1 protein-coding gene (running past one end of the window) is annotated in these 14,080 nt (G+C 69.4%); it reads left to right on the forward strand.

What is annotated here, in order from left to right; genetic code table 11:
- Nucleotides 1-14,080: part of a GLUG domain-containing protein coding region (locus MZTS_RS13855; protein ID WP_192284292.1), annotated on the forward strand (this coding region is incomplete at both ends). The annotated region extends 21,500 nt beyond the left edge of the window; the window shows 14,080 of its 35,580 annotated nt.

A 14,080-nucleotide genomic window follows, 5' to 3' on the forward strand; every position in this document is an offset into this window, starting at 1 on the left:
ACACGCGCACCGTTGGATCCGCCACGAGCAAGGTTGATCTCGGCGCGGGCTCGCTGACGGTGGATCTCGGCGCGGGCGACAACACCGTCATGCTCGCGGGCGATTACGTCGTCTCCGGCGCGCTGGGTCTCAAGACCGGCGCGGGCAAGGACAGCGTGACCCTGTCGGGCAGCTACGGCGCGGGACGCCTGACCCTCGACGCGGGCGACGGCGACAACACGCTGACCCTGTCGGGCAGCTACGACACCACCCGGCAGAGCGATCCGCGGGGGGCTCTCGCGATCCGCACCGGTGCGGGCAACGACAGCATCGACCTGCAGGGCAGCTACACCGCCGGCTCGATGGAGATCGATGCCGGGGCCGGTGCCGGCCGCAACGACCTCACCCTGACCGGGACCTACCGGATCACCGATGCCCTCACGATCCGGGGCGGGTCGGGCATCGATAATCTCGCGGATAACCGCGTCGTCGGCGGCGCGACGAGCAAGGCCGACATCAAGGCGGGCTCGCTGTCGATCGGCCTCGGCGACGGCGTCAACACTGTCCGCCTCCTCGGCGGCTACGACATCGTCGGCGCGATGGAACTCGTCACCGGCAGCGGCGACGACACCGTCACCATCGACGGCGGGATCAAGGCCGGCCGCTACACCCTCGATGCGGGCGGTGGGACCAACAGGATCACGCTGGCCGGCAGCTATGCGGTGACGAACGCGCTGGTGATCCGTGCCGGTGCGGGCAATGACACCATCGACCTGCAGGGCAGCTACACCGCCGGTTCGATGAGCGTCGATGCGGGCGCGGGCGACAACGCCCTGACGCTCACCGGCACTTACCGGATCACCGATTCCTTCACGATCACCGGGACCGGCGGCACCGACACCCTGGCCGATCTGCGCATCGTCGGCGCGGCCGCGGAGAAGGCCGACATCGTAGCCAAGTCGCTCGCGATCGACCTCGGGGATGGGGCCAACACGCTCACCCTCGTCGGAACCTACCGGATCGCCAACGCCTTCGGGGTCACCACCGGAACGGGTCTCGACATCCTCACCGACCACCGCTTCGCGGGCCAGTCGGTCGCCGATGCCCTCGATCTCCAGGCCGGCTCGATCGCCCTCGCCCTCGGCGACGGCGCCAACCGGGTCGCCCTCGCCGGCACCCTCACGGCACAGAACGGCTTCAGCCTGACCATGGGCTCCGGTGCCGACACCGTCATCGATGCGGCCATGGACGGCACGACGCCGGTCAAGCGCGCGGCCATCACGGCGAACACCATCGACGTGAATCTCGGCGCGGGCGACAACGCCCTGACCCTGCTGGGCACGACGATCGCCACCTCCACGCTGGCACTGACCAGCCTCGGCGGGCGGGACCAATTCATCCTGCGCGGGCGGGTGCGGGCTGCGGCGGCGACCATCCGGCTCGGCGCGGGCGACGATACCCTCGACATCGCCGTCGCCGAACTGGCCGGCAACACCAAGGTCTATGGTCAGGACGGTGCGGACACGATCAATGTCGACCGCCTGCCCTCGCTCACCAGCAAGACCGGCAGCCGCACCGATACCCTCGACATCGACGGCGGTGAGGACACCGACACGATCCGCATCCAGCTGAACGGCGCCTCGTCCTACCGCATCAACGTGACGGATTCGGGCAGCCCGGACCGGGGTGTCGACAGCCTGACCATCCTCGGCACCGATGCGGCGGATCAGTTCCTGCTGCGCCGGAACTTCGTGGCGCTGGTCCACCCGAACCCGGACGGGACCTACCCGGCCGATGCCGTGGTCGAGCGCATCAACTACGACATGAGCGTCAACGGGCGCATCATCGTCGAAGGCGGCAAGGGCGACGACCGCTTCGCCCTGGACGACACCTCGGCGCTGATGACCATCGACGGCGGCGAGGGCAACGACTTCTTCCAGATCGGCCAGGTCTTCGCGACACCGCGCGACACCGCCAACGGCCTCCTCGCCGAGGACGCCTTCGAGACGACGCAGCTGTCCTTCGGCGGCTACCTGTCCCGCGGCATCTCGATCCCGACCGTGATCTACGGCGGCACCGGCGACGACACCTTCCAGATCTACTCGAACAAGGCGGATCTGCGCCTCGAAGGCGAGGACGGCGACGACACCTTCATCGTGCGTGCCTTCGCCACCTCGCAGGAGAACAAGATCAAGCTCAATGCCGGCGACGGTAACGACCGGATCGAGTACAACATCAATGCACCGCTCGACATCGACGGCGGCGCCGGCTTCAACACGATCGTCGCGCTGGGCACCGAGTTCGCCGACACCTTCGTCGTGACCCGTGACGGCGTCTTCGGCGCCGGCCTGTCGATCCGCTTCGCCAACATCCAGGCGATCGAGGTCGACGGCCTGGAGGGCGACGACACCTTCTACGTGCTCTCGACGCCGCCGGGCGCGGTCGTGACCCTGATCGGCGGCCTCGGCAGCGACACCTTCAACGTGGGCGGCGATGTCAGCGGCGAAGTGGTCGCGCGCGATGCCAAGGGCAATTCGGCGGTCATCAACCACACGGTCGAGAGCGCCGACGACCGCTATAACGGCTTGGTCGTGCCCGGCATCAATGCCTCCGTTTCGGCGAGCGATGGCGGCTCCGTCAGCGACAATGGCGGTCTGACCCTGCGCGAGGATTCGGCCATCACGACACCGGATGCCGTCGGCAGCAGGGTCGGCACCTACCTGATCTCCCCGCCCGCGCCGAAGACGAGCCAACTCGGCAAGGACGATTGGGCCGTCATCACGGTTTCGGCCGCGCAATCCTCGGCACAGATGCGGGCGCTCGCCGGCCAGGCGGGCACGGTCGAGATCTCGACCGACGGCTCGACCTGGGCCGACGCCCTGACGCTGCGCTTCACCACGGTCCTCGACGGCAACGGCACTTACGTCTGGACCGCCGATCAGAAGGTGTTCGTCCGCGCCAAGTCGGATACGGCGCTGGAAGGCGACCAGAGCGTGGCCATCGGCCACTCGGTGATCAGCTCCAACACGGAGGTGAACGGCAGCTACGTGCGGACGGTGCTGGTCAAGGTCATCGACGATGACAAGCCGGGCCTGACCATTGTCGAGAGCGACGGCAGCACCTCGATCATCGAAGGCGACAAGCCGCAGAACAAGGACAGCTACACGGTCGTCCTCAACAACCCGCCGAAGGACGGCGAGACCGTTCGCGTCACGCTCAAGGTGTCGAGCACCGAGCTCGCCTTCGCCGATGCCAACGGCAATCCCCTGCCGAAGGATCAGGACGGGCGGGCCTATCTCACCTTCACCAAGGCCAATTGGGACCAGCCGCAGACCGTGCTCGTCTCCTCGCCGGCTGACCTGAAGCCCGAGAACCGCTTCGTCGCGGAGATCACCCACAGCGTCACCAGCAGCATGGGAGCCGCCGGCTTCTACGATCCGGCACTGATCAAGGAGGCCATCGTCCGTGTGCAGGTGGCGGACGGCAACACCGCCGGTGTGGTGGTGACGCCTCATGTCGGTGGCGTCGCGGTGACGCCGACTCAAACTTCCTACTATGACATGGTCCTGACCACGGCGCCGACCGCGCCGGTGACGATCGCTCTGGCTGGTGACGGCCTGACCGTGACCTCCAGCACCGATCCGCGCTTCAAGGCGGCGAACGGCACCGACCCGGCCACCGTGACCTTCACGGCGGCGGATTACGACCGGGCGGTGCGGATCACCGTGGCGCGCAACCCCAACGCCGCGTCGACGACCTCCGACATCAAGACCTTCGCACGCCAGCCGCACGACCTCAGCGCCATCGAGGGCCCGGTCATCCTGGAGGGCGGCGTCGGCACGGCCAATCGGTCGCTGACCCCGGCCATCGTCCTGCCGGGCGAGATCAACCCGGTCGTGAACCGGACGATCGCCGACAGCGGCAAGCCGGACTTCGACAAGGTCACGCTCTACAACGACTCCACCACCGTCGGCGTCGCCGGCACGGTGAGCGCCAACCATATCGACGGCTTCGGCATGTCGACGAACAGCGTCAGCACCTCTTCGAGCGGGAGCACGACGCCCCGCACCTATGAGGGCGGCGTCACCTATCGTGGCATGCGTTCGGTCGAGTTGCTGCTGGGCTCGGGCGCGGACAACGTCACCGTCACGGGCACCGCCCGCGATACCCTGACCGCGATCCATGGCGGCGGCGGCGCCGACACCATCAAGGTGACCGGCTCGGAAGGTACCCTCGCCCTGTTCGGCGACACCACCGCCGACCGGAGCCGCTACAATTCCTCGCCGACGAACCCGACGGGGCGTGCCTTCGGCTTCCTCGACGAGGGCGCGACCGATCGCGACGGCTCGATCGTCAGCCTCAACGACACCATCGACGCCTCGGGCGCGACCGGCCTCGTCATCATCGATGGCGGTGCCGGCAACGACACCATCATCGGTGGCCAGGGCCGCAACATCATCGCCGGCGGCACCGGGAACGACCGCATCACCGGCGGGCCCGACGCCGACATCATCCTCGGCGATTCGAGTCTCAACCTCGACGATGTCCGTCGCATCGTCACGATCGCCGACCCGTTCATCGACGAGGCCCGCGCGGCCGGGACCGACACCATCGACGCCAAGGCCGGCGCCAACGTCATCATCGGCGACCACGGCCAGATCTATCAGGACGGGTCGGCCACCGCCGGCATCGCCCTCGACGGCAATCACGTCGTCAGCCGGGTCGTCTCGACGTCCCCGGGCGTCGGCGGCGGCGACACCATCACCGCCACCGATGGCAACAACGTCATCATCGGCGGCTTCGGCGCCGACACCATCACCGCCGGCGCGGGCAACCACGTCATCCTCGGCGATAGCGGCGAGGCGGTGTTCGAGAACGGCATCCTGACCGTCCTGCGCAGCATCGCCGGCTCGACCGGCGGTGACGACACGATCAAGGCGAGCGACGGCGACACCACCATCCTCGGCGGCGCCGGCAAGGACGGCATCACCGTCGGCACCGGCACGCATGTGATCCTCGGCGATACCGGCGAGGCCCGCTTCGTGCCGGGCACGCGCATCGTCAACGGCGTGCTCGTCCCGGTGCCGGTCCTCACCGGCATCAAGACCGCCGACGACGAGGCGGCCATCGGTGGCGACGACGTGATCACGACGGGTGACGGCAACGTCACGGTCATCGGCGGCGCGGGAGCGGACACGATCACCCTGGGCAAGGGCCGTCAGGTCGTGCTCGGTGACAGCGGCTCGGCCACCTTCGTGGACGGCAAGATCGCGACCATCACCTCCGTTGCCACAGCGGTTGGCGGCAACGACACGATCACGGCGGCGGACGGCGACACCACCATCCTCGGCGGCGCGGGCGCCGACACCATCGATGTCGGCGCGGGCAACCACGTCATCCTCGGCGACAGCGGCAAGGCCGTCTTCTCGACGGGCCTGCTGGTCTCCATCGAGAGCATCGATCCCGAGATCGGTGGCGACGATGTCATCACCGCCAAGGATGGCAACGTCACCGTCATCGGCGGTGCGGGGGCGGACACGATCACCCTGGGCAAGGGCCGTCAGGTCGTGCTCGGCGATAGCGGCTCGGCCACCTTCGTGGACGGCAAGATCGCGACCATCACCTCCGTGGCCACGGCGATCGGCGGCAACGACACCATCGCCGCGGCGGATGGCGACACCACCATCCTCGGCGGTGCAGGCGCCGACACCATCGATGTCGGGGTCGGCAACCACGTGATCCTCGGCGACAGCGGCAAGGCCACTTTCGCTGCGGGTGTGCTGGTCTCCATCGACAGCATCGATCCCGAGATCGGTGGTGACGACGTCATCACCGCCAAGGACGGCAACGTCACCGTCATCGGTGGCGCGGGGGCGGACACGATCACCCTGGGCAAGGGCACCCAGGTCGTGCTCGGTGACAGCGGCTCGGCCATCTTCGACGGCGGCAAGATCGCGACGGTGACCTCGACCGCGACCAATGTCGGCGGCAACGACACGATCACGGCGGCGGATGGCGACACCACCATCCTCGGCGGTGCCGGCGCGGACATCATCGATGTCGGCGCGGGCAACCACGTCATCCTCGGCGATAGCGGCAAGGCCGTGTTCAGCGCCGGGAAGCTCGTCTCCATCGAGAGCATCGATCCGGGCGTGGGCGGCGACGACACCGTCACCGCCAAGGACGGCAACGTCACGGTCATCGGCGGCGCGGGAGCGGACAAGATCACCCTGGGCAAGGGCACCCAGGTCGTGCTCGGCGACAGCGGCTCGGCCACCTTCGACGGGGGTGTCATCGCGACGGTGACCTCGACCGCGACGGATGTCGGCGGCAACGACACCATCACCGCGACCGAAGGCGATACCACCATCCTCGGTGGCGTGGGCGGCGACACAATCAAGGTCGGTGCGGGCTACCATGTCATCCTCGGCGACAGCGGCCGGGCGGTGTTCCGCAACGGGCGCGCCCAGCGCATCGAGTCGATCACGCCGGAAATCGGCGGTGACGACATCATCACCGCCGAGGACGGGGAATCCCGGATCATCGGCGGCGCGGGCGGCGATACGATCACCACCGGCGCGGGCAACCACGTCATCCTCGGTGACAGCGGCGAGGCCGACTTCACCGTTACGGTCACCGGCTCGGTGACCACGAGCGTGATCGCCCGCATCGCCACCACCGCGCCGGCCGTCGGCGGCGCGGACACCATCACCTTCGGCTCCGGCAACAATGTCGTGCTCGGCGGCGCGGGCGGCGACACGATCAAGGGCGGCGACAAGGGGGCCGTGATCCTCGGCGACAACGGCATCGTCACCTTCGATGCCCTCGGCCGGATCCAGCGCGCGCTCTCGTTCGACACCGCGATCGGCGGCGACGACAGCATCACCGTCGGCAATGGCGACAACGTCGTGCTCGGCGGGACCGGTCGCGACACCATCACCGTCGGCGACGGCACCAACGTCGTCCTCGGCGATAGCGGGCAGGCCGATTTCGAGGCCGGCCTCATCGTCGAGATCGCCAGCATCAGCCCGGAGGTCGGCGACAGGGATACGGTCTCGCTCGGCAGCGGCCGCAACACCGTGGTCGGCGGCGCCGGCGGCGACACCATCACCGCCGGGATCCGGAACGGTGTGAAGGTCGGCACCGGCACCAACGTGATCCTGGGTGATGCCGGTCACGCCCGGTTCACCGCCGACGGTCTGCCGATTCTGGTCGAGACCACCTACGACAATGTCGGGGGTGACGACACGATCACCGTCGGCGACGGCGTGGCCGTGATCCTCGGCGGCTCGGGCGGTGACACCATCACCGCCGGCAACGGGCGCAGCGTCGTCCTCGGCGATAACGGCCAGGCCAGCTTCGACGCCCAGGGCCGCGTGCTGCAGGCGGCGACCACCGCCGCGACGGCGGGCGGGCGCGACGAGATCACCCTCGGGGACGGTGGCAGCGTCGTCATCGGCGGTGTCGGCGCCGACAAGATCCTGACCGGGTTGGGCGCGGACGTGATCCTCGGCGACAACGGCAGCGTCGTGTTCGCGAACGGTGTCCTCGTCTCGATCGAGACGATGGAATCGACCTTCGGCGGCGGCGACCTGATCGATGCCGGCGAGGGCGACAACGTGGTGTTCGGCGGCGTCGGGGCCGACGACATCACCACCGGCGCCGGCCTCGACGTGATCCTCGGCGATGACGGTCTGGCGACCTTCGCGCAGGGCAAGCTCGTGCGCGTCACCACCAAGAACGAGAGCGTGGCGGGTGATGACACCATTCGCGCGGGTGACGGTGACAATGTCGTGCTCGGCGGCTCGGGCAACGACACCATCATCACCGGCATCGGTGCCGACTTGGTGTTCGGCGATAACGGTGCCGTCGATTTCCTGGACGGCGTGCGTCTCGAAGCCCTGAGCGAGCGGGCCGGCGGCGGCCGCGACACGATCTCGACCGGTGCGGGGGCCGACCTGGTCATCGGCGGCCTCGGCAGCGATGTGATCGATGCCGGCAAGGACGACACCGACGACGACATCGTCTTCGGCGATAACGGCCACATCACCTTCGATGCCCTCGGTCGCGTCGTCCGCGCCGAGACCATCGATCCGACGCTCGGCGGGGACGACCGGATCGAGGCGGGCGCGGGTGCCAACCTGATCCTCGGCGGTGCGGGCTCCGACACCATCATCACGGGCGCCGGCGCGGATATCGTGCTGGGCGACAACGGCTTCGTGACCTTCACAGGCGGAATCCGCCTGGAGGCCGCGAGCGATCCGACCTGCGGTGCGCGCGATAGCATCGTGACCGGTGCCGGAGCGGATCTGGTGATCGGCGGCCTCGGCGGCGACAGCATCGATGCCGGGAAGGACGATGCCGACTCCGACATCGTCTTCGGCGACAATGGCCACGTCACCTTCGATGCCCTCGGCCGCGTCATCCGCGCCGAGACCACCGATCCGACCAATGGCGGCAACGACGAGATCGATGTCGGCGGCGGCGACAACATCGTGCTCGGCGGCGCGGGCTCGGACACCCTCACCGCAGGTTCCGGCGCGGATATCGTGCTGGGCGACAACGGCTTCGTGACCTTCGCGGACGGAATCCGCCAGGAGGCCAAGAGTGACCCGTTCGGCGGCAATCGCGACACGATCTCGACCGGTGCGGGGGCCGACCTCGTCATCGGCGGCCTCGGCGGCGACGTGATCGATGCGGGCAAGGACGATACCGACGACGACATCGTCTTCGGTGACAACGGACACGTCACCTTCGATGCCCTCGGCCGTGTCACCCTGGCCCAGACCACCGACCCGACCGATGGTGGGGAAGACCGGATCGAGGCGGGCGCGGGCGCCAACCTGATCCTCGGCGGCGCCGGTTCGGACACGATCGTCACGGGTGCGGGCGCGGACATCGTGCTCGGCGACAACGGTAGCGCCACCTTCGCAGGCGGAATCCGCCTGGAGGTGACGAGCAGCCGCGACGGCGGCGCGGGCGACACCATCACCACCGGGGCCGGCGCAGACGTCGTCATCGGCGGTCTCGGCAGCGACACCATCGATGCCGGCAAGGACGATGCCGATGCCGACATCGTCTTCGGTGACAACGGCCACGTCACCTTCGACAGCCAGGGGCGTGTGAAGCTCGCCGAGAGCCTCGACATGGGGCTGGGCGACGACGACACCATCGCGGTCGGCGGCGGCGACAACGTCGTCATCGGCGGCACGGGCGCCGACACGATCACCGCGCTCGGCGGCAACGACGTGGTGCTCGGCGACGATGGCCGCGCCACCTTCGAGAGCAGCGGCCACGTCAAGCGGGCCGAGAGCTTCGACCTCGGCTTCGGCGGCAACGACACGATCAGGGTCGGTGGTGGCGACAACGTGGTCATCGCCGGAGCCGGCAACGACACCGTCGTCGCGCTCGGCGGCAACGATGCGGTGCTCGGCGACGGCGGCTATGCCGAGTTCGAGGCTGGCATCCGCGTCGCCTTCGTCTCGGTGGATGCGGCCGGGGCCGGCCATGACCGGATCGATGCGGGCGACGGCGACAATGTCGTCCTCGGCGGCTCGGGCAGCGACACCATCACCACGGGCGCGGGCGCGGACATCGTGCTCGGCGACAACGGTAGCGCCACCTTCGCAGGCGGAATCCGCCTGGAGGTGACGAACAGCCGCGACGGCGGTGCGGGCGACAGCATCACCACCGGGGCCGGTTCGGACCTGGTCCTCGGCGGCCTCGGCGGCGACACCATCGATGCCGGCAAGGACGATGCCGACGCCGACATCGTCTTCGGCGACAACGGTCACGTCACCTTCGACAGCCAGGGGCGTGTGAAGCTCGCCGAGAGCCTCGACATGGGGCTGGGCGACGACGACACCATCGCGGTCGGCGGCGGCGACAACGTCGTCATCGGCGGCACGGGCTCCGACACGATCACCGCGCTCGGCGGCAACGACGTGGTGCTCGGCGACGATGGCCGCGCCACCTTCGAGAGCAGCGGCCACGTCAAGCGGGCCGAGAGCTTCGACCTCGGTTTCGGCGGCAACGACACGATCAGGGTCGGTGCCGGCGACAACGTGGTCATCGCCGGAGCCGGCAACGACACCGTCGTCGCGCTCGGCGGCAACGATGCGGTGCTCGGCGACGGCGGCTATGCCGAGTTCGAGGCCGGCATCCGCGTCGCCTTCGTCTCGGTGGATGCGGCCGGGGCCGGCCATGACCGGATCGATGCGGGCGACGGCGACAATGTCGTGCTCGGCGGCTCGGGCAGCGACACGCTCACCACGGGCGCGGGCGCGGACATCGTGCTCGGCGACAACGGCGCGGTGCGGTTCTCAGGAGGAATCCGTCAGGAGGTCACCAGCGACCGCACCGGCGGCGTGGGCGACACCATCACCACCGGGGCCGGCGCGGACGTCGTCCTCGGCGGTCTCGGCGGCGACGTGATCGATGCGGGCAAGGACGATGCCGACGCCGACATCGTCTTCGGCGACAATGGCCACGTCACCTTCGACGCCATCGGCGGCGTGATCCGCGCCGAGAGCTTCGATGCCGGCTTCGGCGGCAACGACACCATCGCGGTCGGCGGCGGCGACAACCTCGTCATCGGCGGCACCGGGGCCGACACCATCGTGGCTTTGGGCGGCGGCGACGTGATCATCGGCGACAACGGCTACGCTTTGTTCGCGGCCGGTGTGCGGATCGAGTTCGCCTCGACCGAGACCGCCGATGGCGGTGACGACCGGATCGATGCGGGCGATGGCGACAACCTCGTCCTCGGCGGCTCGGGCAGCGATACCATCAGCACGGGCTCCGGCGGTGACATCGTGCTCGGCGATAACGGCCTCGTCGGCTATGCACTCGGCATCCGGGCGCGGGTGGTCAGCGACCGCAACGGCGGCGCCCGCGACAGCATCGTTACGGGCGCGGGCGCCGACGTGGTGCTCGGCGGTCTCGGCGGTGACACCATCGATGCCGGCAAGGCCGACTCCGAGGCAGATGTCGTGTTCGGCGACAACGGCGAGGTCACCTTCGACGGCCAGGGCCGGGTCTCCTTCGCGCAGACCACCGACCCCACCCTCGGCGGTGATGACGAGATCGATGCGGGCGCGGGCGACAACCTCGTCTTCGGCGGCGCCGGGGCGGACACGATCGTCACCGGGGCCGGCGCGGACATCGTGCTCGGCGACAACGGCTCCGTTCGGTTCACGGGCGGAATCCGTGCTGAGGTGATCGGCGACCGGACGGGCGGCGCGGGTGACCGGATCACGACCGGGGCGGGCGCCGACGTGGTGCTCGGCGGCCTCGGAAGCGACCTCATCGACGCGGGCAAGCTCGACACGGATGCCGATGTCGTGTTCGGCGACAACGGCCACGTCACCTTCGATGCGCAGGGGCGGGTCAAGCGCGCCGAGAGCCTCGATGCGGGCTTCGGCGACGACGACACCATCGCGGTCGGCGGCGGCGACAACCTCGTCATCGGCGGCACCGGCAGCGACAGCATAACCGCGCTCGGCGGCAATGACATCCTGATCGGCGACCAGGGTTATGCCCTGTTCGAGGCCGGTGTGCGGATGGAGGTCGCCTCGACCGAGACCAGCGATGGCGGCAACGACCGGATCGATGCCGGCGATGGCGACAACGTCGTCCTCGGCGGTTCGGGCAGCGACACCATCGTCACCGGCGCGGGTGCGGATATCGTGCTCGGCGACAACGGCACGGTCTCCTTCGCGCTCGGCATCCGGGCGCGGGTGGTCAGCGACCGCAACGGCGGCGCCCGCGACAGCATCTCCACGGGCGCGGGCGCCGACGTGGTGCTCGGCGGCCTCGGCGCCGACAGCATCGACGCCGGCAAGGACGATGCCGATGCCGACATCGTCTTCGGTGACGACGGCCAGATCGTCTTCGACGCCCAGGGCCGGGTGAAGCGAGCCGAGAGCCTCGATATCGGCTTCGGTGACGACGACGAGATCCAGGTCGGCGGGGGTGACAACCTCGTCATCGGCGGTGCGGGCAGCGACGTCGTCACGGCGCTGGCCGGCAACGACGTGATTCTCGGCGACAACGGCTACGCGGTCTTCGAGCAAGGCGTGCGCGTCGAATTCGCCTCGATCGACACGACCGATGGCGGCAACGACCGGATCGATGCCGGCGACGGCGACAACCTCGTCCTCGGCGGCTCGGGCAGTGACACGATCACGACGGGCAAGGGCGCCGACATCGTGCTCGGCGATAACGGCCTCGTCCGCTTCGAGCTCGGCATCCGCTCCATCGTCCAGAGCAGCCGCGACGGCGGGACGCGCGATGTCATCAAGACCGGCGCGGGGGCGGATATCATCCTCGGCGGCCTGGGGGCCGACAGCATCGATGCCGGTAAGGACGATGGCGATGCCGACATCGTGCTGGGCGATAACGGCCGTCTGACCTTCGACGCCCTCGGCCGTCTGAAGCGGGCCGAGAGCCTCGATCCGACCTTCGGCGACGATGACGAGATCCAGGTCGGCGGAGGCGATAATGTCGTCCTCGGCGGCGCGGGCAGCGACACCATCACGGCGCTCGCCGGCAACGACGTGATCCTCGGCGACAACGGCTACGCGCTGTTCGAGGGCGGCGTGCGCGTCGAGTTCGCCTCGACCGATCCGGATGACGGCGCCCGCGACATCATCAAGGGTGGGGACGGCGACAACGTCGTCATCGGCGGTGTCGGCTCGGACGACATCACCACGGGAGCCGGTGCGGACATCGTGCTCGGTGACATGGGTGTCGTGGCCTTCGAGAACGGCCTCGTTCACGCCATCTACACCACCGACGAGCGCCGCGGTGCGGGTGACGTCATCCGTGGCGGCGACGGCGACAACATCGTCTTCGGCGGCGCGGGTCGTGACGAGATCACCACCGGCACGGGCGCGGACCTGATCCTCGGCGATTTCGGCGAGGCGAGCTTCACCGATGGCCGTTTGGTGCGCGTGGCTTCCCTCGACCCGACCCGTGGCGACGACGACACCATCACGGCGGGCGACGGCGACAACATCATCCTCGGCGGCTTCGGCAGCGACACCATCACGGCGGGCGCTGGCGCGGATCTGGTGCTCGGCGATAACGGCCTTGCCACCTTCCGCACCGATGGCAGGCGGATCCTCGTTCGGACCACGGATGTGGAGATCGGCGCGGGCGACACGATCCGTGCGGGCGACGGCGACAACCTCGTGCTCGGCGGCGCGGATGCGGATGCGATCACCACCGGCAAGGGCGCCGACGTGATCCTCGGTGATTTCGGCGCCGTCACCTACGACGCGGCCGGTCAGCTGCAGCAGATCCTCTCCACCGATACGGGCCTGGGCGGCAACGACACCATCGCGGCCGGCGACGGCGGCGACATCATCCTCGGCGGCTTCGGCGCCGACACGATCACCGCGAATGACGGCGCCAAGACCGTGTTCGGCGACAGCGGCCAGCTCGACTTCGCGGCCGGGGTGCTCACCCTCGCCCAGACGCTGACGCCGTCCGTCGGCGCGGCCGACACGATCCGCCTCGGGACCGGCCGCAAGCTGGTGATCGGCGGGGCCGGCGGCGACACCATCGAGGGTCAGGCGGGTGACGCCATCGTCCTCGGCGATGCCGGCCTGGTGCGGCTCGCCAAGGGCAGCCCGGTCCATGTCGAGAGCACGGACTTCGGGGTTGCCGGTGACGACACGGTGACGCTCGGCGCGACCAACGCGGTGGTGCTCGGCGGCTCGGGTTCGGACAAGCTGACCCTGGGCGCCGGCCGCTCGGTGGTGCTGGGCGACAACGGCGCGGTCGATCTCGACGATCAGGCGCGTCCGACCGAGATCGCCTCGACTGCGCCGGAGATCGGCGGCCGCGACGCGATCGCGGTGGGCGACGGCGGCTCGGTGGTGCTGGGCGGCGTCGGCGCGGACACGATCGGCACGGGCTCCGGCTCGGACGTGATCCTGGGCGACAACGGCGCGGTGACGCTGTCGGCCTGGGTTCCGGTCTTCGTGCGCACGACCGATCCGGCCGTGGGCGAGGCGGACGAGATCCGGGCGGGCGAGGGCGACAACGTCGTGCTCGGCGGCGCGGGCGGCGACAGCCTCGTCACCGGCTCCGGCCG

It is taken from the genome of Methylorubrum zatmanii (assembly GCF_014845115.1).
GTDB classification, from domain to species: domain Bacteria; phylum Pseudomonadota; class Alphaproteobacteria; order Rhizobiales; family Beijerinckiaceae; genus Methylobacterium; species Methylobacterium zatmanii.